Here is a 26,187-nt window from a genome sequence, read left to right on the forward strand (position 1 = left end):
TATCCAAGCGATGAAAGATGCGGTAGAACTTGATGGCGTAGACCTATTAGGGTATACAACATGGGGCTGTATCGATCTTGTTTCAGCAGGAACAGGTGAAATGAAAAAACGTTATGGCTTTATCTATGTCGATCGTGATAATGAGGGCAATGGTACGTTGAAACGTTCGAAGAAAAAATCATTTGACTGGTATAAAAAAGTCATTGCGACTAATGGGGAAGATTTAACGAACGCATAAAAGAGGGGGAAATCAAATGAAAAAATTTGCAAAACTGTTAGGAGTTTTAATGTTAGGAGCATTGGTAGTTGCTGGGTGCGGTAATGGTAATACAAAAGAAGACGAAGCAAAAACTGCAAATAAAGCACCTGAAGAATTGACGTTATACATTGTTCGCCATGGTAAAACGATGTTAAATACAACAGATCGCGTGCAAGGTTGGTCGGATGCTGTTTTAACTAAAGCTGGTGAAGAAGTTGTAACAGCCGCAGGTGTGGGTTTAAAAGATATTGATTTTCAAAATGCGTACAGTAGTGATAGTGGCCGCGCAATTCAAACAGCAAATCTGATTGTAAAAGAAAATGAAAAGTCTTCTGACTTAAAAGTAATCACAGATGAGCGTTTGAGAGAGTTTAACTTTGGAACCTATGAAGGTGATTTAAATCATACGATGTGGCAAGATATCGCAGATGACCAAGGGATAACCTTAGAAGAATTCTTGAAGAATATGACACCAGAATCATTTGCGAATAGCGTAGCTAAATTAGACGCTAAAAATGTAGAAGAAGCTAAAGTCAACTGGCCAGCAGAAGACTATAAAACAATTACAACCAGACTGAAAGCAGGTCTCGATGATATCGTTGAAAAAGAAATGAAAAACGAAGGATCGGGTAATGTCTTGATTGCCTCTCATGGATTAAGCATCTCAGCAATGTTAGATACATTATTTGATGATTTTAAAATTCCAGAAGGCGGGTTAAAAAATGCGAGTGTCTGTACAGTAAAATACAAAGATGGACAATACACATTAGATAAAGTCAATGATTTAAGTTATGTCGAGGCTGGACAAAAAAAGTAGAATAAGATGGAACTGGGAATAAGTCTATTGTAAAATTCAGCTACAATTACACAAAATTCGATCAAAGAAACATTTTTGATCGAATTTTGTGTATAATAAGAACAAAAAGAAGGAAAAGGGATAATAACTATGGTAACTATTACAAATTTTCGTGATATCGGTGGTATTAAAAACAAAGCGGGAAATCAAATCAAAAAGGACGTCTTTTTAAGATCAGGTGAGCTATCTAACTTAAGCAAAGAGGATGAAAAACGTTTAGAAACAATTTACCGATTAGGAAAGATTATTGATTTAAGAAGTGAAGCCGAAGTAGAGGAAAGACCTGATATGTCTGTTCCTAAAGTAGAATACGTCCATATTGACATTTTGGAAGATATCCAAGATGAAGGGGCTTCGATCGAAGACTTTGTTAAAATTGGTTCTCCAGAGAAATCAGCAGCTTATATGGAAAAACTCTATGCTGATATTGCTTTAAACACGACATCTCAAAAGGGATACAACAAATTTTTTGAAGAAATCTTAGCATTACCACAACAAGAAAGTATTTTATTCCATTGTTTCGCTGGAAAAGATCGCACAGGAATTGCAGCATTGTTGGTGCTGGAGACTTTAGATGTCCCTAGAAAAGCAATTTATACAGATTATTTATTAACAAATGACTTGAGAAAACAAGAAAATGCGATGATTTTAGAACAAGCAAAAAAAGCACAGTTGGAAGAAACAAACTTAGAAGCCTTACATGTAGCTTTAAATGTAGATAGCAGCTATTTAGATAATTTTTATGAAACCGTTGAAAAACAATATGGTGATATTGCTGCTTACTTAAAGCAAGCGATCGGTATTGATAAAGTAACGAAAGAAGCGTTGCATCATCGTTTTGTTTTAGATTAAATCAAAAGATAAAGAGGAACTTATGAATAAACAACAGCATATCGAATTATTGAACCGATGTATTGAAATTTCCCAAGATGCCCGTGAGCATGGAAATACCCCTTTTGGCGCTTTACTCGCTGATAAAGATGGAACGATCCTTTTAGAGCAAGAAAATATCGAGATCACAGAAAACATCTGTACAGGACATGCCGAAACGACATTAGCGGCAAAAGCTTCACAAAAATACAGCAAAGAATTTTTATGGGAATGCTTGCTATATACGACTGCTGAACCATGTGCGATGTGCACCGGGGCGATCTATTGGGGCAATATTGGAACGATCGTTTATGGCATGACAGAAAAACGTCTGTTGGAGTTAACTGGTGATAATGAACAAAATCCAACCTTTGATCTACCTTCAAAGGAAATAGTGAGCCACGGACAAAAAAATATTCAAATAATTGGTCCATTTCCAGAAGTGGAACAGGCAGCAGCGATCGTTCATCAAGGTTATTGGGATTAATAAAAAGTAGAAATCATTCATTTTCTTGAATCATTTCTACTTTTTATTTAATAGAAAAATATAGAAAGTAAAATGTCAGAATTTTCCAAAATGTTATTGACATCTGTACAGGTTAAGGCAATAATAGATAAAATCACTTATAAAAAAATAAAAGGGGCGATATGTATAATGATGATTAAACCATCACTGCCGCAAGAAATGACGATTTTTTTCGATGCAGAGAATCAACCAAATGAAAATGTACAGATGGGTGTGGTTATTTTAAAGCCAGGAGAAAAACGACCATTGGAAGGCTTTGCAAGACATGAGCAAGATGAATACTCATATGTTGTTTCAGGTGAAGCACACACAATTTTAGAGGATGGACAAGATTTGGTAGGAAAACCTGGGGATGCACAGTTGATCGAAGCAGGAGAAGGTCATATTAATTATAATGATGGAACTGAGGATGCAGTTGTTGTTTGGCTATTAGTGGAACGCACATAAAACAAGTTTAGGGGAGAAATGTATGAAAAAAACACTTAAATCGATCATCGGCTTAGCTATGCTGATGACTATTATATCGGGATGTTCTGGCAGTCAAGAAGCAAAAAAAACACAAGAAACCAAGCCTTTAAATTTAATGTCACCTTCAGAGTTAACAACTTTAGATACTTCCGTTATGCTGGATTTTCCAGATGCAATCGTCCAAACAGCAGCGTTTGAAGGATTATATGCGCTAGACAACAAAGACCAATTGATTCCAGCGGCTGCAAAAGAAATGCCCGTAATCTCAGAAGACGGAAAAACTTATACGATCAAACTAAGAGAAGATGCTAAGTGGACCAATGATGATCCAGTTACAGCAGCAGATTTTGAATATGCTTGGAAAAAAATGATCGATCCTAAGAATGGTTTTGTTTATAGCTTTTTAGTAGTCGACACGATTTTAAATGCTGAGGAAATTTCAGCAGGGAAAAAAGCAGTAGATGAACTTGGGGTAAAAGCATTAGACGATCAAACCTTAGAAATAAAATTGAAAGAAGCAAAACCATATTTTACGTCTGTTTTAGCTTTTCCAACTTTTTTCCCGCAAAATCAAAAATTTGTTGAGAAATTAGGTGCAGACTATGGAACGACAAGCGAAAATGTAGTTTATAATGGTCCTTTTACTGTAGAAAATTGGAAGCAAACGGATTTAAGTTGGGACTTAAAGAAAAACGAGAAATACTGGGATCGTTCGAATGTAAAATCAGATATGATCCATTATGAAGTAGTCAAAGAAGCTTCGACTGCATTGAACCTTTTTGAAGATGGGCAGTTGGATGTGGCGACTATCACTGGAGAATTAGCAAAACAAAACCAAAGCAACCCAGATTACCATTCTTACCCAACTGCAACAATGAATTACATCCGCTTAAATCAAAAACGTCAAGGGAAAGACACACCTTTAAAAAATGAAAATGTAAGAAAGGCTTTGGCACTGGGAATCGATAAAGAAAACCTAGTGAATAATATCATCGCTGATGGTTCCAAGCCATTATATGGTGCAATAACAAAAGGCTTTGTAAGTAATCCTGAAACCGGAGTAGATTTTAGAGAAGAAGCTGGAGATTTAATGACCTATAATAAAGATGAGGCATTAAAATATTGGGAGCTAGCTAAAAAGGAATTAGGTGACAAAATCACACTAGATTTAATGGTAACAGATGATGGTTCGTATAAAAAAATGGGAGAAAGCCTTCAAGGAAGTTTAGAAAAATTATTCGCTGGTCTGACCATCAATGTTTCTGTACTACCAACTGAAACAGCGCTAAACCTTAGTCGTGAGAGTGACTACGACATGTTCCTGATTTATTGGACACCAGATTATCAAGACCCGATCTCCACCTTAAGTATGTTGCGGACAGGAAATGATCGTAACTATTCTAATGCTACGTATGACGGATTATTAGATGACGCTTCACAGAAATATGCGACCGATCTAGAAAAACGTTGGGAGACATTGATTGCTGCTGAAAAAGAAGGAATCGAAACAACGGCTGGTATGATCATCATCAGTCAAAACCAGCAATCTGTTTTACAAAATCAGCAAGTTAAAGGGCTGAGTTATCACACTTTTGCAGCTCCGTTAACATTAAAAGATGTCTATAAAGAAGCAAATTAGTAAAAAAAAATGAGACGAAAGCAAGTTGGCAAAACTAAATCACAGTTTTGCCAACTTCTTTAGCCATATTAATATCTGAAATGACGTTACCGTTGTATGATAGGAGTATAAAAAGCATTAGGAGTGAAGCCGATGTCTAAGCAAATACATAACAAGCAAAGTGACAACAATGAAATTCAATTAAAAAATATCGAAGAAGAAATTCAGCAGTTTATCTTAAAGCAACACCCGGATTTAACCGAAAATTCAATCATTCTTTTTCCTGAACTTTTAAATTATCGATTAGATTATATAAAAGCAATGATCACAAGTGACTCACAAACAATGGAAAAATTAAATGAGAATATTGTCCAAAATATCAAAAATAACGAAACTATCTCCAATAATTTAAATACAACTGTGGAAAAAAACTTAACCTTAGGACAAAAAACAGCAGATAAAATTGCAAAATTTGGTGGAAGTTGGCCATTTATTTTCTTATTTATTGCAGTCTTGGTTATTTGGATCGTTATCAACTCAACTCAGTTATTTGGAAAACCATTTGATAGCTACCCATTTATTTTGTTGAATCTGGCATTATCGTGTCTGGCTGCCATTCAGGCACCGGTCATTATGATGAGTCAAAATCGTCAAGAAGCTAGAGATCGTGAACAGGCCAATAATGATTATAAAGTAAATTTAAAAGCTGAAATAGAAGTCAATTTGCTGCATGAAAAAATGGATTATCTGATCAACAGTCAGTGGCAGCATTTAGTTCAAATGCAACATATGCAAATCGAGTTGTTAGGTGAATTACAGGAACAAATCAATGAATTGAATACAAAGAAATGAGTGAACAACAATGCCTAGAAAAGTAGAAGTCATAGCCCCTCAAGAAAATTGGTTAACATGCTTTGAACAAGAAAAGAGCCGCTTAGAAAGGATATTTACCCAACAAATAGTAAGCATTGAACATATTGGCAGTACAGCAATCAAAAATAGCAGCGCGAAACCTGTGATTGATCTTTTGATGGTTGTAAAGGCAATTCAAAAAATCGATAGTTATAATCTAGCGTTGGAAAAAATAGGTTATGAATGTTTAGGAGAAAACGGTATTCCTGAACGTCGATTTTTTGCCAAGGGCGGGGAGAACAGAACGCATCATCTTCATGTATTTCAAGAAGGAAACTCAGAAATCAAACGTCATTTAGTCTTTAGAGATTTTATGAATCATCATCCTGAACAAGTTGAGGCCTACAGTCAATTAAAAATCAACTTGGCTAAAAAATTTCCATACGATATTGAATCGTATGTTGCTGGGAAAGATACTTTTATAAAAGAGATTGATCAAAAAGCAAGGACTTGGCACAGTAGAATCGCATCAATAGAAAAAAGTAGGAGCATAACATGAATTATCATCAAGTAACCGAAAATGAATTTAGCACGCTTGTAGAAATTTGGGCAAGGTCAGTTGAACAAACACATGATTTTTTACAAAGAGAAGATTTCATAGCAATAAAAAAAGAATTAGCAACGTATTTTCCTTATTTAGATGTAAAGGTTTGGACGGATCAAAAGAAGATAATTGGCTTTTCTGGTGTAGCTGGGAATAAATTAGAAATGCTTTTTTTAGACCCGATATATATTGGTCAAGGGTATGGTAAGCAGATAGTTAGCACGTTACTTAAAGAAAGTGGTATACAACTAGTAGATGTTAATGAACAAAACCTGTCTGCGAAGTATTTTTACCAAGCATTGGGGTTTGAATCATATGAACGCAGCGAAGTTGATGACGCAGGTAGAGCCTATCCAATTTTACACTTGAAAATAAGAGCAGATAGTCATAAATCAAAAGACTAAAAAAATATGTTTTAATGAGCATTATTGTTTAGCTTATGTAGAATAATGTGTATAATTTTACAGTAGTCTCCACTAATATTGCTCGAATGAATAATCTAAAAAGCATTTATTTAGAAAAATAAAAAAATCTAATAAAAGAACTGGAAAATAATTTTGTGAAAAAATAAAAAAAGAAGAAAATTGCTCTAATCCCTTGAAAAGGCTGTGGGATGGGGCTTTTTTTTTGTTTTAAAGTCTAAAAAAAATAGATATAGGGATGAAAAAAATGACAAAAAAATTTATTTTAATAGCATATTACTTGATATAATAGATTGAGAGATACTATAATAAATACAAGTCAGCTGTTTTAGCTGCTTAGTTATGGGAGGAGAGAGCATTATGTTTAGTTATACAGATATGATTTTGTCAGTAATGCAGCGAGTTGAAGTCTACAATGAGATTTTTAATGCCATTTCTAAGGAAGTACAAGAGAACAGCTGCAGCAAAGCCATTAACAGAAGGGGCAAAGATACCTATGTATTTTGTCGAACCAATGTTAATCGGTTCTTCGTAGAAGAAGCAAGTTTCAGAAAAAACTTAGTATTTTATGGCGAAAAAGAAGCAACAAAGATTTTGTTGGAAGGTCTAGATGCTTATAAAGAAGGGATTTATTTCTGGTTAGAAGGTTTAAATGATAAATGTGAAGTAATTGATGAAATCAAATACAAACGTGGATTGAATCGTACTGAAAGTTCATTTAGATTGATCAATCAAGCCTGCAAGGAAGCTTGTGGAGGAATTCAAAGTGCACATAGTGTACATAAAATGTAAGCTGATCGTTTAAAATGAATTTGCTATAATTTATTTTTGAAAAAAGAAATTTAATTTGTTAGAACAATTGTGTTAGAAATATGTATCTCATATTTTCATGTGTAATTTTTATTTATTTTGAACTATCCAAACAGATGAAGATCTTTCCCTTTTTGAATAATTAAGTACGGTCTTTATTCAATTTTAGAGCCCAAAGCAAAACAGTCCTGATTGTTTTGCTTTGGGCTTATTTTTTTATATTCTCTGCAAAAATTTTTCTATTAGTTGGTCTAATGCACAATCAATTTTGGCAGCATTGACCTCATCTCTAGATAAAAAAAGTGGAGGAGAAGAAGCCATGTCGATTAGTTTGATACCGGTTGCTCGTGTGTCGTCTAGAGCAACGGTGATTTGAGGATGAACCGTGCTTTCACCGCAAGGACCAGCAATTAGATAAGCCAACTCAATGGTTCTTTCATCAAGCTTTCGAAGTCTATAGTAGCCGTCTTTAATAAATCTTTTTTCTTCGTTAAAAACAGTGGACAGCTTAGCAAGTTGTTTGATTTTATTCATAAATTTTCTCCTTTTTAATTATTCTAACACATGTATTAAGCCAGTGAAACACGATTAAAGAAGTGTTATAAATCGCCAATTACTTCAATTTATATTCAAAATAAATTCTATGAAATTTAATAATAAAAGAGATGGAATTCACATAATTCTCAAATATTTATGTTTTTTATCAAAAACATGATAAATAAATGATTGATTTTTTGTAGACTAACCAAATGAAATAGATTAAACTGATTTTAGTTTAGAAATATATCTATATTTTATCTTGTTTATATTTATTAGTATATATTAATGAGATTTAGATGATATGTTATTTGGATGTATACTTGCTAACAAAATGATAAAGGGGAACACCAGATGTACAATATAGGATTTGCCTTGCTTGACAATACAAATGAACAAGAATCTATAGATTCACTAAAAAGTACTCAGTTAGATGTGCACCCAATCAGTAAAGAAGAAATTGCTGAAACAATGGATAATTATGATGGATTCATTATTAATGAACGTGACTCACAAAATATCGGAGCGATTTGCGAATTGATCATTCTACTAAAGAAAAAATACGATATGTTTATTTGGGTAATTTCAGAGCGGGCTAATAAAATGAATCATATCGTTTATTTACAGCTTGGTGTGGATGGCATTTTCGATAATAAATCTGATGTCGAAGAACGTAAGCTCATAATGATAAATGCATTCAAACGATACAAACAAATTCAAACGATGACAGAAGAAAGTGCTGACAAAAAAACGCAACTTTCTGAGTTTCAGCTACGACCATGCAATTTCAGTGTTTTATTGAATGGAGAAGAAATCAATCTGACAAAATTGGAATTTAAGACAATTGAATTTTTGCAAACACAAAAAGGTGTGGCTGTTTCTTATGAAGAAATTTACAAAAATGTCTGGAAAAATGAAGGAGCGGATAAACAATACCGCGTATCAAACTTGATTTTTCATTTAAGGCAGAAAATTGAAAAGGATGCTGCTCATCCTAAATACATTAAAACCATTCGCTCAAAAGGGTACAAATTAACTTTATAAACTTATTTTTGATAAAACGATAAACGATGGAATTATTGAAACAAACATGTCATGGCGGTTGGTTCGAAGAAATAAAGACAATGACGGTGACAAAAAGAAGGTAAATAGGGTTTCTCTTTTTTTGCTAATTGATGAAGCATAAACAAAATAGAGAAAATCAGTACTCATTTGTTGATAACCTGAATAGAGAACAGCCATTCTCTACGGGTGAGTAAACAAAAATCGAGTGCTAATTTTCCCCTGCATTGTGAATGTATCAAAAAATTAGACAATTGGCAAGAAAAATAGAAATAGATTGTGCGTTCTTTTAAGACAGGCGTACAAAAAATGTCTTAGGGAGGAGTTGAGAATATATGAAAATCGGAAAAAAGTCTTACTTTGTTTTGGGACTAGTTTTGTTGATGGGGCTTTTCTCTGCTGTCATCTTTCATAAATTAACACCATTGAAAGCATCAGAAGAAGCGTACTCCATTAAAACGGAAACGATAAATGAATCTGGGAAATTCCCAGTAACTTTGACAATTTCTAAACCAGTGAATGAAAAATTGAAACTTTCATATGAAGGAATCAATGCAATAACAGCTAAAGAACTATTAGACGGTATTTCTGATGAGCAAAAAGAATATATATCAATTGAAGATATAGAGGGTTCTGATGATAAAACGCTGAATATTAAAGAGAACAGCAATCCTTTGGAAATCCAAATTTCAGTTAGTCGCTTAGCTCAGGCTGCAGAAGGTAAATTAACTTTATCCAATGTAAAAGATGAAGAGTTGGCTTCAGCCAATATTAAGTTTATTGATGAACCATCTCCATTAGTTGAAAAGACGATTAAAGAAAGTTTATCTCCAGTTCAATTGCCAAAAGTTGGTCAAACTAGAGATGTTGACACAACTGGACCAGTTCCATCAACACCAGAGGAAATTGCTGCAGCAAATGATGTTGCAAATGCTAGGTTTGGTTTCGATCCTTTAGTAAATGTCAAAAGCGTAAGTACATGGGCTGAATTTAAAGCAGCTTATGACGATCAGAGTGTTACTAAAATTATCATGACTACTGATATTAGTAGAACTAGTAATTTAGCTCTTCGCCAAACGTCAATTGAAATTGACGGTGGGGGATTCATATTAGATATGAATAGTGACACATTGAGGATGGCAACTCGTCCAACTGATGGTATAGGATATTTTCATTTCCATGATATGACAGCAAAAAATTCCGCAAATGAAGGAAATGGTCTAGGTGGAAATATGTGGGCCTTTGTTAATGCAACAAACGGAACACCTTATTCACAAAACTGGTATTTTCGGACGGGTAATATCAATACGGTTCGCGAGAATGGTCAACGAGTTATTCGTTTAATAAGGGGAACACGTGCTGAAATAACGGTTTACGGTAAAATGAATTTGATCACGACATCTGAAAACTTCTATGCTGGAAGTATAATTATCGAAGATGGAACAAATTGGTATGGTGAAGACACAGGTTCAAATTATTCAGTCATCTGGTATGAACAAAATTCAAGTGGCACTGATACAGGGGCTGCACAGAAATTTGAGATCGGTAAACACGCTCAGGTAGTTTTAAAGAACTCAACAAATGGAACAACATATCCTGCGGTTTATTCTTATTATTCAGATCTAACGGTTGGGGAGAACTCTATCTACAATTCAAATATGAACGGAAACTCTGTTCGTTTTGATAATGTTGGTTCCTCTATGACTGTTAAAAAAGATGCAACAGTTAACTTGCTCAGTCGTGGTAGTGGTTCTGTCATGCAATTCAATGCAAATAACTCTGCGTTTAATTTAGAGCCTGGTGGAAGTATTTATATCGTTGGTTCAACAACAAGTCCTGTTGTTGATATAACAGGTGGTTCGAATAGAACCTTTACGATGAATTCACCAAAAGGATTTGATATTCGTAATAAAAATACTGGAACTGCAAGCAACAGTCCTGCTGTTTCTACTACAAATGTTGCTACTAATATCTTTACGATCAATGACTCCGATATCGACTTGTGGACATTGAGATCTGAATTGATGGGGCCTTCCCAACAAACCTATGCAAAAGTTGAGAAATTTTCAGCCAAAGCGAATGGTGGTGCATCAAACGTAACGACAACTGAACCGGGTTTATCTACTTTTGTAGCAACTCAATATCGTCGTATTGCTGGGATGAATGCCAATCCAGAAGTTGAATGGGTTCCTGTAACAGATGCAGATAAAACCTATAAAGCTAGAGTAAAAATTGGGATGACCCCGACTGATACTTTTGATGAAAATGGAAATGTTGTTTTACAACCTGTTTATGCTGGAGCTGGTCAAGCAACTGTAACTTATACAGACACTTATGGAGACACACATACAGTCCCTACTGATGCACAAGGTTATTCAATAATGACGGATACAAAATTTAATATCAGTAATAAAGAAATTAAAGCTCATGCTGTTAGAGGTCCATGGATTTCTGAAACTGATCCAGTTACTCCTGTTTTGGATGTCACTCCACCAGAACCAGCAATTGTTACTGGCGATAAAGTGACCAATGCCATGAAACAATTAGTTGGTAAAGATGCTGAACCAAAAGCTAAAATCTACGTTGATATCAATGGTACCCGTCAAGCAACAGTGGGAACAGTCAATGACGATGGCACTTGGCATATAATTTACCTCGTTACTTAAATACAGGTGAAACCGTTCAGATATTCTTAGAAGATAATGCTGGAAAAATTACAGAAGCTCTTACTCCAGCAGCTCCTTCAACGAATAGCGATAACGGTAATATCAACCCAGCAACTGAAATGAAATATCGTGATGCAACGTTTAAGGCAGCTACCAAATACACAGTAGAAGATGTATTACCAGATAAACCGTTTATAGAAAAAACAGTTATTTCTTCTGGTGGGCAAACGACACAAGTTGGCGATATCCTGACTTACACATTAACTGCTAAAAATAATAAACCAGAATCGTATACCACAGATTGGGAGAAAGTTGTTATTACTGACACGCTTCCTACTGGCCTAGACTTCGATCCAGAAACTGCAGAAGTCAAAATCAACGATATCGCAGCCGTGAGTCCAACTGATTATACGTATGACGCTGATTCTCGTTTGTTAACAGTCAATGTTGGCAATTTAGCAACAGGTGTTTCAGCTAAAGTAACGTTCAAAGCAACAGTTGCTGCAAATGCGGTTGGTTCGATTATTACAAATAAAGCTGAAGCAATTGGTAAATCTCCAAGGGAAACGCCATTTGTTGAAGGACCTGTTGATCCTGATGCAAAACGTGAGACGTATTCAGCAGAGTCACTGGGTGTAGATAACCCCGGCGGAACCGTTTTTGGTGTTTTAGAATTAGCTTCTGCACCAAGTGAAATTGATTTTGGAAGCGTGAAATACCAAGGGAAACAGACTCGTATAAACGCTGCTGAGCATCGTGGTGCTGACTTGATTGTCAAAGATAGTCGAGCGAACAAAAAAGGTTGGTCGCTAACTGCAAAAATGGTGACGCCAATGAAGAGCATGACCCCAGATGCTCCAGTCTATACATTGGATGGAGCACTCAAATATGTTTATAAAAACCGAGAAATTACGCTAAATGGTGGAGCTCAAGATATTATGGTCCAAGATGCTGTTGTTGGCGGAGGGACCGAGGGTGCTACCTACAACATTAGTGATACTTGGTCTGAAACTGGAGATGGATTTAAGTTTGAGGTTTCTGCTGCCGATGTGAAAGCACTTGGTGATTATCAAGGTGAAATCCTATGGGAATTAGGGGATACTCCATAAAAGTAAAGGAGATTTACGTATGAAAAAAATAATCTGCTTTTTAATACTCTCCTTTACTTTTGTATTAACGCTAGCAATCAGTAATCCATTGAATGTAGCGGCTAATAATGGAGGAGAGGTGCAGACTAGTGGTGTGATCAGCTTTTACGAAGAGAGTTCTAGTTCATCAACAGAGCCCTCAAGCACCACAGAACCTTCATCAAGTACTGAAACTTCCACTAGTTTGCCAGCAACCAAAAAACCAGCTGGTCGTTACCCTAGTACGGGTGAAATGGTAAAAACAAGTCTTGTATTCAGTGGAGCAGCCTTGATTATTATCGGCTTACTGCTATTTTTCTGGAAACGCAAGAAAGAGAAAGAAGGGCGGGATAACACATGAGAAAATTAAACCAAATGATTAAATTTCTCGTTATACCCGTTGCTATGATTTCTACATTTGCATTGAACAGTATCAATGCATCTGCCGAATCAGAATCATTGAGCGGGCCTGGCAAGATCAAATTTTCAGGCGAATACCCGCAAGATATTGTTGATCCAGAAAAACCTGGAGAAATAGTTGATCCTGGAGAAACGCCCCAATTAAAGGGAGACTTGAGAATCGACTTTGTTCCAAAACTGGATTTTTACCAGAATAAAATTTCTGATAAAGACGAAATTTATTACGGAAATGCACAAAATTTCTTTGGTGCAACAAAACCTAGAGGGAATTTTGTACAAGTGACTGACTTGAGACAAAAACCGACAGGTTGGACCTTACAATTGCGTCAAGAGATGCAATTTACAAACAAAGATACTGAACACAGTGAGATAAAAGGAGCCATGTTATCGCTAGATAAATCTTGGGTAAATTCAACAAAAGACCTTAGCAATGCTCCTCAATTATCAAAAGAAATCATCAATATAGACAACGTTGGCGCTTCATATAACTTAGCGCAAGCGAATACTGGACAAGGCGGGGGCACATGGACGATTTCTTTTGGGGCATCTGTTGAAAATCAGAGCAACCAAAAGAATACTTTGGAACCAAGGCTTGATAAAAATGGTCAAGCAGTTCTTGACCCAGTATTTGACAACAAACCAATCTATTTGAATAAAGCTGTTTCATTATCGATACCAGGAACAACCATCGTTGATCCGGTACCTTACACTACGGTGTTAACTTGGGTATTAGCCGAGTTGCCATAAATAGAAATACAAACACACACACAAACACACAAAAACTAGGAGGAAACACACATGAAAACAAAAACATTATGTTCAGTAGCATTATTAACTTTATTAGGAGTAAGCTTAGCAGCCCCAGCTGCAGCTAATGCTGAAGCAAAATCATTACCAACAAACGGTAAAATCAAATTTACAGAAGACAACGATCCTAAAGACGTTGTAGACCCAGAAGATCCAGACAAACCAGTTGTAGATCCAAAAGAACCAATCATCGTTAACCCAGATCGTGGTTCATTCAGTATTGACGCTGTAACAGAATTAAACTTTGGTGAAGATAAAGTAAAAGCTTTTGCTTCTAACCCAGAATATTTTGCAGCAGCAATTCCAGTAACAACAGCTGATGGCGATGTTACTCGTGGAAACTTCGTACAATTTACAGACGTACGTGGTGTTGCAAACCATAAATACCAAGTAAGTGCACAATTATCAAAACAATTTGAAGCAAATGCAAATGCTGGAACTTTTTTGAAATCAGCTACAATTGATTATTCAAATGCAGTAATCACATCTGCAGATCCAGCAGCTCAATGGCCAGCAACTACTGTTGCAGGATTCCAATTAGCAGCGGATGCAGCTGGAACAGGTGCTGGTTCATCAGTAGTTGTTTTAGACAACAAAGATGCTTCTAAAGGTATCGGAACATACACTATCGAATTTGGACAATACGGTGACGGAACTGCTGATACAACTGCAGAATCTGTTAAATTAACTGTACCAAACACAAACGTTCTATTGGCTGACGAATACACAGCTGAAATCACTTGGACAATCGCTGAAGTATTATAATTTAAACTGAATAATAAGTTGAATTATATAGCATACTTTAAGTAGTCGTGTTCAAATAATTGGCGAGACAGAAAGAAAATTTCTGTCTCAGCTTTTTAAAGAGAGGGAAATCGATGAAGAAAAAGCATCTATTCTATTTAGTAGTTATGGTCATTTTAAGTGTGCTTATGCCCACCAAGACATTTGCGCAAGACAGCAGTAGCGGTAACGCAACTGGATTTACATATGAAACAATCAAGCCTGATAATCAAAAAAGTCAAGATGTCGGTTACTTTGATTTAAAGATGACACCTGGACAAAAACAAACTGTTAAAATCAAAATCAAAAATCTAGCTTCAGAAGAAATAGAAGTTTCAGTCAAACTGAACGGGACGAAAACAAATGCTAATGGCGTTATTGAATATGGGCCGACAACAATCAAGAAAGATAAATCATTAAAATATGATTTTGAAACTATCGTTAAAGCTCCAGAAACAGTTAAAATACCTGCAAACGGTGAACAGGATGTCGACATAGAAATAACAATGCCGGAAGCATCATTTGATGGTGTAATCTCAGGTGGGATCCAACTTCAAAAAATCGAAAAAGAAGAACAATCAAAACCAAAGAAGACAGGTGTTATCAACAAATACGCCTATGTTATTGGGATGATTCTTTCAGAAACTGACAAAGAAGTTCAAGCTGATCTTGAGTTAAATAAAGTATATGCAGAATTGAATAATTTTAGAAATACATTTTTTATCAACTTTTCAAATGTCCAACCAGCGTATCTCGAAAATATGTCTACACAAGTTCAGATCATGAAAGACGGTAGTGATGAAGTTTTATATGAAACAAAACGTTCTGGTATGAGAATGGCCCCTAATTCATTGATCGATTTTCCAGTGAGCATGGAAGGCGACCGAATGGTTCCAGGAGATTACCGAGCTAAAATTTTAGTAACTTCTGGCGACAAAAAATGGGAATGGGATGAAAAGTTTAAGGTTACCGATGAAGAAGCAGATAAATTCAATAATCAAGATGCTAGTTTAGAAGATGTTCAAACATTCAACTGGCAACTGATTGCCGGAATCGTGGCTGGTGTACTTGTATTAGCAATCATCGTTTTTCTTGTAATTAGAACCATCAATAAGAAAAAACAAGCGAAGAAAAAACAAGCAAGAAAAAAGAGACCTAAGAAATAGTGGCTGAACCAGCAGATTCTATTTTTCAGTTTAGACTGAGAGAGCTCTTGCAAACAAAAAAATTATGGAGGTAAAGAAATGACGATATTAGATTGGTTTTTTATTGTTTCTTTGTCCTTGGCAAGTATAGGGGTATTGTTTGCTGGGATCTCCTTTTATCTGATGTTTAAAACAAAAAGAGCCTTAGAAAAAGTAAAAAGAACGAAAGTCAAAAAGAAAAAACAGAAACAAAAAAGACGAAAAATCAGAGAGCTTAGAAATAAAAGCAAAAAGCAGCGGACGTGGGGAATCGTTTTAAGTCTCCTCTTTGTAGTCTCAGGTATAACTGCAGGTTATTCATTGTATTACCAATCCATGCATTTGAGCCAGAAAGATTCTAAGGCTGTTATTCAAGGCTATTATCTTGTGGAAAATTTTGAGAATGAATTAAAAGCAGCTAAAACAACTGACAATGACGTAAAAGCAGGGAAAAATATTAAGTTACTAGCAGGGCAACTGTCAAGTTATGGTATCTATAAAGCCACGATAAGAAATACAGAACAAGGGCAAAAAGTGTTGAATAAATACTATAAATCATTGAAGGAACTAGGGATCAATGTCTCCTCACAAACAGATGGATTCTTCAAAGATGAGGCTCTTTTAAATGAATTTGAAGCAGACCTCGCAACAATCAAGAAAAACCAAGCAGCGGTTGTCAGCTACTTCAAAATCAATGAAAAAGCGTTGGTAAATAAAAAATAACTCGGTGATTTTATGGAAAAAGCAACGCATAAAAAAAGAAAAAAGAAACAACCGAATCAAAGACCGACCTCAAATCGGCAACGAAAGACAACAAAGAAAAAGCCACCTATGAAAACCACTAAAGTGCATAAAAAGCGAAAGAAAATAAAGAAGAAAAAAAGAAGAGTAAAGAAATTGAATGTTCTTTTTTTAGAAATAGCATTGACCTTGTTTGTGACTTTTGGCATTGTTTATATTCTTTCTCTTTTTACCTTTTCTTTTGCAAGGGTAGAAGGTTACTCTATGAGTGATACACTTGAAGATAATGATGTTGTCGTTGTCAATAAATTAGCAAAAATCAAACAGTTTGATCTTGTCTATATCCATGTCCCAAATTCTAAGGATAAATCAATTCGAAGAATCATCGGTCGTCCTGGAGACAGTCTGTACTATAAGAACGGTCAATTGTTTATCAATGAAGAGGAAAAAGAAGAGCGTTTTATCGCAGAGTATAAAAATCAATTTGAAAAAGATGGTATGATGTTTACAGATGATTTTACGCTAAAATCATTGACAGGTGAGTCTAGGATACCTAAAAATAAATATCTGGTTTTAGGAGATAATAGACCTTATGCAACGGATAGCCGTTACTATCAGTTAGTAGATGAAAAAGAACTGATCGGTACGGTAGAAATGAGAATTTTACCGTTACATAAATTACAAAAATTTTAATAGAATGATAGAAAACACCTTACTTTTGTCAATTGATAGGTGTTTTTATTTTAGAGATTAATCGGTCTTATACAAGTAAGGAAGATACGAAGAGTTTTACTTGAAAAGAATAAAAAGTAAGTTTTTTCTTGATAAATCTGTTATACTAATAAGCGTTACAAGTTCCCGAAAGGATTTGTTGTAAAATTATAGTTTTTTCGCAGAACGATTCTTTTTGAATTGGAAGTGAATGAAGCTTTATTTTATACAAAGATGCCTTGTAACCGAATAAACTTAGGGGGAATACATTATGACAGAGAGACATTTATTTACATCAGAGTCTGTTTCTGAAGGACATCCGGACAAAGTTGCCGATCAAGTAAGTGACGCAATACTAGATGCGATTTTAGAACAAGATCCACTAGCCCGTGTGGCATGTGAAACAAGTGTTACAACCGGTTTGGTTTTAGTTTTTGGAGAAATATCTACGACAGCTTATGTAGATATTCAAAAAGTCGTTCGTCAAACGCTGAAAGATATTGGCTATACTCGAGCTAAGTATGGCTTTGATGGAGACACTGTTGCTGTTTTAGTTGCAATTGATGAGCAATCGCCAGATATTGCACAAGGTGTGGACGACGCACTAGAAACGCGTGGTGAAAAAGATACTAAAGATGATATTGGTGCTGGAGATCAAGGCTTGATGTTTGGTTTTGCGGTTGATGAAACCCCAGAATTAATGCCTTTACCGATTTCTTTAAGCCATAAACTCGTTCGCCGTTTAGCAGAATTACGCAAAGAGGACAAACTTCCTTATTTACGTCCAGATGCAAAATCACAAGTGACGGTGGAATATGATGAGCATGGCAAACCACAACGTGTGGATACAGTCGTGATCAGTACACAACATGATGAAGAAGCTACGCTGGAGCAGATTCAAGCAGACGTGAAAAAACTCGTTATTGAAGAAGTGATCCCAGCAGAATTACTAGATGAAGAAACAAAATATTTTATAAATCCGACAGGCCGTTTTGTAATTGGCGGACCTCAAGGGGATGCCGGTTTGACTGGACGTAAGATCATCGTAGATACATATGGTGGCTACGCTCGTCATGGTGGCGGTGCCTTTTCAGGAAAAGATGCGACTAAGGTCGATCGTTCTGCAAGTTATGCAGCACGCTATATTGCAAAAAACATCGTTGCAGCTGGCTTAGCTGAAAAAGTTGAAGTTCAATTAGCCTATGCAATCGGTGTCGCACAACCTGTATCGATTTCAATCAATACATTTGGAACAAGTGAAGTAGCTGAAAGTAAACTGATTGAAGCGGTTCGTAAAAACTTTGACCTGCGTCCAGCAGGGATTATAGAAATGCTTGACTTACGCCGTCCAATCTACAAACAGACAGCGGCATATGGTCATTTTGGTCGTACAGACATTGAACTACCTTGGGAGCAGACAGATAAAGTCGAGGCAATCAAGAAAAGCTTGATGGAGTAAACGAGGCGGCGCTACTAATGAAAATTAGTGGCGCCGTTTTGCTGCAAATCACTGCGACTGCAGCGCAGAGTAGATGATGAGCAGTACTAGGCGACCAAAGAGAGCGTAGTTACCTTACTAGTGAAACACCAAACGCTGTAATCCCAAGTAACAAATAGAAGTTAGCAACCAAAGTGCTTGAAAACACCAAACACTATAATCCCAAGTAACAAATAGAAGTTAACAACCAAAGTGCTTGAAAACACCAAACGCTGTAATCCCAAGCAATCAATAAAAGCTAGTATCAAAGTGCCTGTAACCACCATACGCCAGAAACCAAACAACAAATAAAAGTCAACAATCCACAAAATTAGTCATGAGTAGATCACAGCAAAACTAAAAAATCTGATAGTAATGTAAAATATCACAAAAGTACCACTAAACCTCTGTAAATAAATTCATAAGTAACTTTATTAAACCAAAAATATCAAAAGGATGGAGATACATGGAAAGAAAAACAAACGTCAAACTTGTAACGATCAGTGTTTTCGTTGCAACCTTTATGACAGCAATCGAAGGAACGATCGTTTCAACAGCCATGCCAACAATCGTAGGATCTTTACATGGCATGGAAATCATGAACTGGGTCTTTTCTATTTATTTATTAACAAATGCTATGTTGACACCGATTTATGGGAAATTAGCGGATAAAATCGGACGCAAACCAATATTTATGATTGGAATTATTATTTTTATTATCGGTTCGTCACTTTGTGGTTTAGCACAAAATATGATCACATTGATTATTGCACGGGCAATTCAAGGAATCGGTGCAGGGGCAATCATGCCAGTTGCATTAACGATTTTAGCTGATATTTATTCGATCGATAAACGTGCAAAAATGCTAGGGTTGAATAGTGCAGCTTGGGGAATTGCGAGTATTTTTGGTCCACTTGCAGGAGGTTTTATTGTAGATACTGTAGGTTGGCACTGGATTTTCTTTATTAATGTACCGATTGGTCTTGTTTTGATGGGCTTGATTGCTTACTTTTTGGTGGAGCCAAAAAGAGAACAAAACAAAGTACCCATGGATATTCTCGGCAGTATTCAGCTGATGCTGGTTTTATTAACACTATTATTAGGTTTCCAATTAATTGGTGATGGTGGTTTTGATTTGAAAGTGTTCTTATGTTTAGGAGTGTCTGTTTTATTTTTTATTGGCTTTATTTTTGTGGAAAAAAGAGCGAAAGATCCTGTTATTGATTTGGTGTTGTTTAAAAATTCCACCTTTGTAATCGTCAATATTGTAGCTGCCTTGATCAGTGGATTTTTGATGGGGGTAGAAGTATATATCCCGATGTGGATGCAAGGAGTATTAGGAAAAAGTGCAGGAATCGGCGGGCTTGTCTTAGCGCCAATGTCGATTTTATGGATGGTAGGTTCGTTCATCGCCAGTAATTTAATGGAAAAACATACAACGAAAAGAGTGCTGACGATCGGCTTGAGCATTACTTTATTAGGCGGTATTTTCCTAGTGTTGGTTCCGGCATCGATTTCATTTGTTTGGTTCTTTGCGATTTCTTCTGTTTTAGGGATTGGTTTTGGGATTACGATCACAACAACTACTGTGACCGCTCAAAGCAGTGTAGATCCATCCGAAATGGGTGTTGCAACATCATTCAATACATTAGCAAGAACAATTGGACAAACGTTGATGGTATCGATTTTTGGTGTCATTATCAATGCAGTAACAAGTTCCGAATTAGCAAAAAGTACCTTACAGGTCGATCCAGATGTGATGAATCAGCTGGTTAATCCGCATACGGCTAACACGATCCCAGCAGATTTACTGAGACCATTACGCGGTATGCTATATGCAGGACTGCATAATGTGTATTTAGTGGGAATCGGTTTGATTATTGCAGCGATCATTTTAAATGCAAGTGTTAAAAAGAAACTTACGAATTAGAGGAGTCATTATTTCTTTACAAAAAATGACAATAGAATACGAAGTTTTGACGTAAAAAGTTCATACTTACTTTGTATGATATTGATATACCAAAAGCAAATAACTTAAGTAATGTATTTTCATTTTTAACTCCTCCTCTGCTCGTTCTTCTTAGAAGAACGAGTTTTTTTGTTTTATATATTTAGTCAAAAAATAATGATTTTAGTGCTACAATAATAGAAAACAGAAAATGAGGGATGTTGAATGGCTTTTTTGCAAGCGAGTATTTATTCAAATGTATTAGAGATGGAAGTATCAGTGAACGTAATTTTGCCTCAAAGAACAGAGAAAAAAATCGGTACAGCAACAAAAGGGAAGGAGACAGATGTCCCAGTAATGTACTTACTTCACGGAATGGGTGGAAATCATAGTGTATGGGAACGACGAACATCAATAGAACGTTATGTCTCAGAGCTAGGCTTAGCTGTGATCATGCCATCTACAGATCTTGGGTGGTATACGGATACGACCTATGAAATGAACTACTGGACATTTATTTCTGAGGAATTACCAAATATATGTCATGAGTTATTTCCACAATTGACAACAAAAAGAGAAAAAACATTTGCGGTAGGACTTTCCATGGGCGGATATGGGGCTTTAAAACTTGGATTAGCTAAACCAGAAAACTATGGAGCAGTGGCGTCTTTATCCGGTGCTGTGAATCTTGCTGACAGAATAGAAGATCTATTAGCGATTAAAGGAAGAAAGTTCTGGGAAGGGATTTTTGGTCCTCTAGAAAATGTCCAAGGATCGACCAATGACCCAATGTTTTTACTTGATCAGCTTGTTTCAAGTGGAGAAAATGCACCAAATATATTTCTTTGCTGTGGGGAAGAGGACTTGCTTTTACATGGAAATAAAACAATGGCGACAAAGCTTACAGCTTATAATATTGAACATACATTTGAAACAGGCCCGGGTAACCATGATTGGATCTTTTGGGATGAGTGGATTCAACGGGTATTAAAGTGGTTACCGCTAGATAAATGAAGAAAAAAAGCTTGGACAAATAAAAAATGTCTAAGCTTTTTGCGTATTTACTATTAGACGAACGTATCTAACCCATTCAAAAACACTCGCAATGTTTTCATAAAGAAATCTTTTTGTTTTTCTTTTTGCCGATATTGAATACTTTCGCTGATATTATTAAGCTCATGTTCTTGAACATATTGTTTCATCAAGATGATTTGTGTCTTTAAGTAATCATCCCCTGCCATGACTTTATTGTATAGTTTTTTTTCTTCAGAAGAATCCATCAACATGCCAAAGAGTAGATGCTGTAAAGAAGTGATCGTCATATAACTCAACTCAATAGAAAAACCAGCTTCATTAAGAATACCTAAAATTGCATCAAGATTTCTTAAACGAGAGGGGTAAGATGGGATCGTTTGAATTTCGATCTCGATAGCACAAGGGTATTGCTGATACAATTCATAATATTTTTCCATATAGGCATAGATGGTTTCTTTCCAAGTTTCTTTCTGCTTTGGTGGTATAAAATGATTCTCTATTTCTTCGGCCATACTTTGGAGTAGGGCCTGTTTATTTTCTATATGCCAATAGATCGCAGGGGCTTGAATATTAAGTTTTTGTGCTACTTTACGCATAGATAATTTTTCTAATTCAGGGTTTTCTGCCAATAATTCAAATGCTGCTTGAACGATTCTTGTTTTTGATAATTTTTCTTCCAAATTTCTCATCCTTTTATATAAAAATAGAAGCTAACTTCTTGAATTTCATTTCTAAAAATGGTAAATTGTTATGCGGCCTAATTTTACAGTGTTAAGTTTGTGAAGTCAACAATGGAAAACGTGTCTTATTTATCCGTTTATTCTCACATAATAACATTAAATGATCGTTGAAAGTTGCACAACGAATCAAAGACGGCTAGTTTTACAAAGAAAGTTGGGATATAAGTGAGTATTATTATGGAACATGTCAAAAAGTACAAGCTAGAAGTTTCAATCGCCTTGATTACTGTTGTTGTCATGGTCATGTCGGCTTTATGGCAGCCTAAACTATTACAAAAAGTGCTAGAAGCAATTATTAAAGAAGATAAGAGTCAAATGAAAGAACTAGGATTATATTTGATCGGGATTGCAGGTCTTGGTTTGATTGCAGGAGTGTTTAATACGATTTATTCTGCTAAAGTCGCACAAGGAGTGAGTGCTGATATTCGTGAAGCAACATTTCGTAAGATCCAAACCTTTTCATTCGGCAATATTGAAGAATTTTCAGCCGGGAATTTAGTTGTTCGTTTGACGAATGATGTAACTCAAATCCAAAATGTGATTATGATCGCATTGCAGTCATTATTCAGAATTCCCATTTTGTTTATTGGTAGTTTTATTTTAGCGATGATGACGTTACCGCAGTTGTGGTGGGTGATCGTTTTACTAGTTGTAGCAGTCTTCATTATTACTGCACTGTCATTTTCACAAATGGGTAAACATTTTATGATCATTCAAACATTGATCGATAAAGTAAATGGTTTAGCTAAAGAAAATCTGTTAGGGATTCGTGTCGTTAAATCATTTGTTCAGGAAAAGAATGAATTAAACCGTTTCACCAAAGTCAGTGAAGAATTGACGAAACACAACTTGATTGTTGGAACCCTATTTTCTGTGATGATTCCATCATTTATGTTGGCAGCCAATTTAGCTGTTGTTGGGTCTATTTTTCTTGTAAGTAATCTTGTAAAAGATGATCCAACAGTTATCGGAGGCATTGCCTCATTTATGAGTTATTTGATGCAGATCATGATGGCAATCATTATTGGAGGAATGATGATGATGATGACTTCTCGTGCTGCTGTTTCAATCAAGCGGATCAAGGAAGTCATGGACACAGTTCCAGCACTAACCTATAAAGATGTACCAGAACAAAAATTAAATGGTAGTGTCGTTTTTGATCATGTTAGTTTCCGTTATCCAGGAGATGATACAGATACGTTGAAAGATGTATCGTTTTCTATCAAACCTGGTGAAATGGTCGGGATCGTAGGGGCTACTGGTGCTGGTAAGTCAACTTTGGCACAATTGATTCCACGATTATTTGATCCATCTGAGGGGAAAGTGGAAGTTGGCGGAATTGACTTGAAGGATGTCAATGAACATAGTTTGCGTAAAGCTGTGTCTTTCGTATTACAAAAAGCGATTCTTTTTTCTGGTACGATTTCACAAAATTTACGTCAGGGAAAACGAGATGCTAGTGAAGCTGATATGTCTCGGGCAACTGAAATTGCGCAAGCAAAAGAATTTATTGAGAAATTATCGTTACAATATGAAGCGCCAGTTGCTGAACGAAGCAACAATTTTTCTGGTGGACAAAAACAACGTTTGTCTATTTCAAGAGGAGTGATCGGTGATCCTAAGATTTTGATCTTAGATGACAGTACAAGTGCCTTAGATGCCCGTTCAGAACGTTTAGTGAGAGAAGCGTTGGATAGAGATTTAAACGATACAACGACGATCGTGATTGCGCAAAAGATTTCTTCTGTTGTTCATGCAGACCGTATTTTAGTCTTAGATAAAGGACAATTAGTGGGTGAAGGAACGCACGAAGAATTAGTGAAGACAAATCCAATCTATCAAGAAATTTATGAAACACAAAAAGGAAAGGATGAAAATAATGACTGATTTAATAAGAGCAAGTAAATTCTTTTTTCATTATTTAAAACGATACAAACTTTCCTTCTTGTTTATCTTTGTGACGATCGTCATTGCGACGTATTTACAAGTGAAAGCACCGCAATTTGTTGGTGAAGCAATTCAAGAATTAGCTAATTATGTGGGCGCTTTGGCGCAAGGAACAGATGATAAGAGCAAATTTATCGATATTATCTGGAAGTTATTGATTTTTTATGTACTGACAAGTGCAGCTAATTTTATTTATAGCATACTATTTACCCAAGTTGTTGGAAAATCAACAAACCGGATGCGTATTGGTTTATTTAATAAGCTAGAAAAACTTACGATCCGTTTCTTTGATTCTCATCAAGATGGTGAGATTTTAAGTCGTTTTACTAGTGATTTAGATAATATCCAAAATAGTTTGAATCAAGCTTTACTTCAAGTGTTGACCAATGCGGCATTATTTGTTGGAATCTTGATCATGATGTTCCGTCAAAATGTGCAATTGGCATGGGCAACGATTGCTTCTACGCCTGTAGCGATCCTGATTGCTGTAGTTGTTATCAGTAAAGCAAGAAAATATGTTGATATTCAACAGGATGAAGTCGGTAAATTAAACGGCTATATGGATGAAAAAATTAGCGGACAACGCGTGATCATCACAAATGGTTTACAAGAAGAAACAATCGATGGTTTCTTAGAACATAATGAAACAGTACGTAAAGCAACATTCAAAGGACAAGTGTATTCAGGTCTACTATTTCCAATGATGCAGGGAATGTCCCTTGTAAATACCGCTATCGTTATTTTCTTTGGTGGTTGGCTAGCATTAAATGGAGAGTTAGAAAAAACTGTAGCATTAGGTTTAGTTGTCACGTTTGTTCAATATTCACAACAATATTACCAACCATTGATGCAGATTTCTTCAGGATACAGTATGATCCAGTTAGCGATCACAGGAGCTCGCCGTTTGAATGAAATGTTTGATGAGCCCGATGAAATCAATCCAAAAGATGGCAAAGAAATTGATGGTATCGATCATTCTGTTTCTTTGAATCATGTTGATTTTGGCTATGATCCTGAGGTACCGATCTTAAAAGATGTGTCAATTAATGTAAGCAAGGGTGAAATGGTTGCTCTAGTGGGGCCAACGGGTTCTGGTAAAACAACGATCATGAACTTACTAAATCGTTTTTATGATGTAAATAGTGGTTCAGTGACATTTGACGGAACAGATATTCGTGAAATTGAATTGAGTAGTTTGCGAAGTCACGTTGGAATTGTTTTGCAGGATTCAGTTTTATTCTCTGGAACGATTCGGGAAAATATTGCATTTGGTAAACCAGAAGCAACTGAAGAAGAGATCATCGGAGCAGCTAAACAAGCGAATATTCACGAGTTTATCATGGAACAAGAACATGGCTACGCTACTGAAATTACCGAGGAAAACAATATTTTCAGTACAGGACAAAAACAATTGATCAGCATTGCTAGAACGATCATCACAAATCCTTCACTATTGATTTTAGATGAAGCAACGAGTAACGTAGATACTGTAACAGAAGCAAAAATCCAAAAAGCGATGGATGAAGCAATCAAGGGGAGAACTAGCTTTGTGATTGCACACCGCTTGAAAACGATTTTGAATGCAGATCGTATTGTTGTTTTAAGAAACGGTGAAGTGATCGAAGAAGGAAACCATCATGAATTATTGGAACAAGATGGGTTTTATTCAGAGCTGTATCATAATCAGTTCGTGTTTGAATAAATAAAAAGAGATTAA

At 35.8% G+C, this 26,187-nt stretch carries 26 protein-coding genes and 1 riboswitch; of the genes, 24 read left to right on the forward strand and 2 right to left on the reverse strand.

What is annotated here, in order from left to right:
* From V192_RS0117850 to V192_RS0117895, 10 genes are all read left to right on the forward strand, one after another.
* Positions 1-238, forward strand: a 238-nt coding sequence (locus tag V192_RS0117850; RefSeq protein WP_029948333.1) for a family 1 glycosylhydrolase, incomplete at its 5' end; no start/stop codon positions are given.
* Between the two features lie 16 nt (positions 239-254).
* Positions 255-1,076 (forward strand): histidine phosphatase family protein, encoded by an 822-nt coding sequence (locus V192_RS0117855; protein WP_025873633.1) that lies wholly within the window; start codon positions 255-257, stop codon positions 1,074-1,076.
* Between the two features lie 129 nt (positions 1,077-1,205).
* Positions 1,206-1,967: a tyrosine-protein phosphatase gene (locus V192_RS0117860; RefSeq protein ID WP_025873634.1), complete on the forward strand. Its 762-nt coding sequence runs from the start codon at positions 1,206-1,208 to the stop codon at positions 1,965-1,967.
* A gap of 22 nt (positions 1,968-1,989) precedes the next feature.
* The gene (locus V192_RS0117865) at positions 1,990-2,472 is read left to right on the forward strand and encodes a nucleoside deaminase (protein WP_025873635.1); all 483 of its coding nucleotides are present in this window, start codon (positions 1,990-1,992) and stop codon (positions 2,470-2,472) included.
* 168 nt (positions 2,473-2,640) lie between these two features.
* A complete protein-coding gene (locus V192_RS0117870; RefSeq protein ID WP_025873636.1) occupies positions 2,641-2,958 on the forward strand; it encodes a cupin domain-containing protein in 318 nt (105 codons plus the stop codon).
* 22 nt (positions 2,959-2,980) lie between these two features.
* Positions 2,981-4,618, forward strand: a complete 1,638-nt coding sequence (locus tag V192_RS0117875) for a peptide ABC transporter substrate-binding protein (protein WP_025873637.1) — start codon at positions 2,981-2,983, stop codon at positions 4,616-4,618.
* Positions 4,619-4,750: 132 nt separating this feature from the next.
* Positions 4,751-5,449: a DUF1003 domain-containing protein gene (locus V192_RS0117880; protein ID WP_051581984.1), complete on the forward strand. Its 699-nt coding sequence runs from the start codon at positions 4,751-4,753 to the stop codon at positions 5,447-5,449.
* Between the two features lie 10 nt (positions 5,450-5,459).
* On the forward strand, positions 5,460-6,008 hold the full coding sequence (locus V192_RS0117885) for a GrpB family protein (RefSeq protein ID WP_025873639.1): 549 nt from the start codon (positions 5,460-5,462) through the stop codon (positions 6,006-6,008).
* Positions 6,005-6,457, forward strand: a complete 453-nt coding sequence (locus tag V192_RS0117890; protein ID WP_025873640.1) for a GNAT family N-acetyltransferase — start codon at positions 6,005-6,007, stop codon at positions 6,455-6,457. The genes V192_RS0117885 and V192_RS0117890 overlap by 4 nt, the downstream gene beginning before the upstream one ends.
* Before the next feature lie 378 nt (positions 6,458-6,835).
* A complete protein-coding gene (locus V192_RS0117895) occupies positions 6,836-7,267 on the forward strand; it encodes a hypothetical protein (protein ID WP_035011591.1) in 432 nt (143 codons plus the stop codon).
* A 234-nt stretch (positions 7,268-7,501) separates the two neighbouring features.
* Here V192_RS0117895 and V192_RS0117900 read toward each other — a convergent pair whose 3' ends face one another.
* Positions 7,502-7,819: a hypothetical protein gene (locus V192_RS0117900; protein WP_025873642.1), complete on the reverse strand. Its 318-nt coding sequence runs from the start codon at positions 7,817-7,819 to the stop codon at positions 7,502-7,504.
* Positions 7,820-8,176: 357 nt separating this feature from the next.
* Here V192_RS0117900 and V192_RS0117905 point away from each other — a divergent pair, with 357 nt between their 5' ends.
* The 12 genes from V192_RS0117905 (at position 8,177) to V192_RS0117955 (ending at position 21,762) form a co-directional block, all read left to right on the forward strand.
* Complete coding sequence (locus tag V192_RS0117905; RefSeq protein ID WP_025873643.1) at positions 8,177-8,866, forward strand: winged helix-turn-helix domain-containing protein; 690 nt, start codon at positions 8,177-8,179, stop codon at positions 8,864-8,866.
* A gap of 353 nt (positions 8,867-9,219) precedes the next feature.
* Positions 9,220-11,550 carry a pectate lyase-like adhesive domain-containing protein gene (locus V192_RS20665; protein WP_239644736.1) on the forward strand — a complete coding sequence of 777 codons (2,331 nt, stop codon included), beginning with the start codon at positions 9,220-9,222 and terminating at the stop codon, positions 11,548-11,550.
* Positions 11,523-12,659, forward strand: coding sequence for an isopeptide-forming domain-containing fimbrial protein (locus tag V192_RS22480; protein ID WP_239644737.1), 1,137 nt, complete (start codon positions 11,523-11,525; stop codon positions 12,657-12,659). Before V192_RS20665 ends, V192_RS22480 begins: the two co-directional genes overlap by 28 nt.
* Before the next feature lie 19 nt (positions 12,660-12,678).
* Positions 12,679-13,038: an LPXTG cell wall anchor domain-containing protein gene (locus tag V192_RS0117915; RefSeq protein ID WP_025873644.1), complete on the forward strand. Its 360-nt coding sequence runs from the start codon at positions 12,679-12,681 to the stop codon at positions 13,036-13,038.
* The gene (locus V192_RS0117920; RefSeq protein ID WP_025873645.1) at positions 13,035-13,844 is read left to right on the forward strand and encodes a WxL domain-containing protein; all 810 of its coding nucleotides are present in this window, start codon (positions 13,035-13,037) and stop codon (positions 13,842-13,844) included. Before V192_RS0117915 ends, V192_RS0117920 begins: the two co-directional genes overlap by 4 nt.
* Positions 13,845-13,895: 51 nt before the next feature.
* Positions 13,896-14,669, forward strand: coding sequence for a WxL domain-containing protein (locus V192_RS0117925; protein WP_025873646.1), 774 nt, complete (start codon positions 13,896-13,898; stop codon positions 14,667-14,669).
* A gap of 113 nt (positions 14,670-14,782) precedes the next feature.
* The gene (locus V192_RS0117930; protein ID WP_025873647.1) at positions 14,783-15,853 is read left to right on the forward strand and encodes a WxLIP family cell surface protein; all 1,071 of its coding nucleotides are present in this window, start codon (positions 14,783-14,785) and stop codon (positions 15,851-15,853) included.
* Between the two features lie 78 nt (positions 15,854-15,931).
* The gene (locus V192_RS0117935; RefSeq protein ID WP_025873648.1) at positions 15,932-16,594 is read left to right on the forward strand and encodes a hypothetical protein; all 663 of its coding nucleotides are present in this window, start codon (positions 15,932-15,934) and stop codon (positions 16,592-16,594) included.
* Positions 16,595-16,606: 12 nt separating this feature from the next.
* Complete coding sequence (gene lepB, locus V192_RS0117940) at positions 16,607-17,305, forward strand: signal peptidase I (RefSeq protein ID WP_239644738.1); 699 nt, start codon at positions 16,607-16,609, stop codon at positions 17,303-17,305.
* Between the two features lie 150 nt (positions 17,306-17,455).
* Positions 17,456-17,597: riboswitch (SMK box riboswitch) on the forward strand.
* On the forward strand, positions 17,595-18,782 hold the full coding sequence (gene metK / locus V192_RS0117945; protein ID WP_025873650.1) for a methionine adenosyltransferase: 1,188 nt from the start codon (positions 17,595-17,597) through the stop codon (positions 18,780-18,782). It overlaps the preceding riboswitch by 3 nt.
* 484 nt (positions 18,783-19,266) lie before the next feature.
* Complete coding sequence (locus tag V192_RS0117950) at positions 19,267-20,730, forward strand: MDR family MFS transporter (RefSeq protein WP_025873651.1); 1,464 nt, start codon at positions 19,267-19,269, stop codon at positions 20,728-20,730.
* A gap of 243 nt (positions 20,731-20,973) precedes the next feature.
* Positions 20,974-21,762 (forward strand): alpha/beta hydrolase, encoded by a 789-nt coding sequence (locus tag V192_RS0117955; protein ID WP_025873652.1) that lies wholly within the window; start codon positions 20,974-20,976, stop codon positions 21,760-21,762.
* A gap of 53 nt (positions 21,763-21,815) precedes the next feature.
* Here the strand turns inward: V192_RS0117955 and V192_RS0117960 are convergent, their stop codons facing one another.
* Positions 21,816-22,463 (reverse strand): TetR/AcrR family transcriptional regulator C-terminal domain-containing protein, encoded by a 648-nt coding sequence (locus V192_RS0117960; protein ID WP_029948335.1) that lies wholly within the window; start codon positions 22,461-22,463, stop codon positions 21,816-21,818.
* Positions 22,464-22,700: 237 nt separating this feature from the next.
* On the opposite strand from V192_RS0117960, the gene V192_RS0117965 reads away from it, so the two are divergent.
* The gene (locus tag V192_RS0117965; protein ID WP_420834562.1) at positions 22,701-24,410 is read left to right on the forward strand and encodes an ABC transporter ATP-binding protein; all 1,710 of its coding nucleotides are present in this window, start codon (positions 22,701-22,703) and stop codon (positions 24,408-24,410) included.
* A complete protein-coding gene (locus V192_RS0117970) occupies positions 24,403-26,172 on the forward strand; it encodes an ABC transporter ATP-binding protein (RefSeq protein WP_025873654.1) in 1,770 nt (589 codons plus the stop codon). Before V192_RS0117965 ends, V192_RS0117970 begins: the two co-directional genes overlap by 8 nt.
* The last annotated feature ends 15 nt before the right edge of the window (positions 26,173-26,187 follow it).

Source organism: Enterococcus crotali, assembly GCF_000633635.1.
In the GTDB taxonomy this organism is placed as follows: domain Bacteria; phylum Bacillota; class Bacilli; order Lactobacillales; family Enterococcaceae; genus Enterococcus_L; species Enterococcus_L crotali.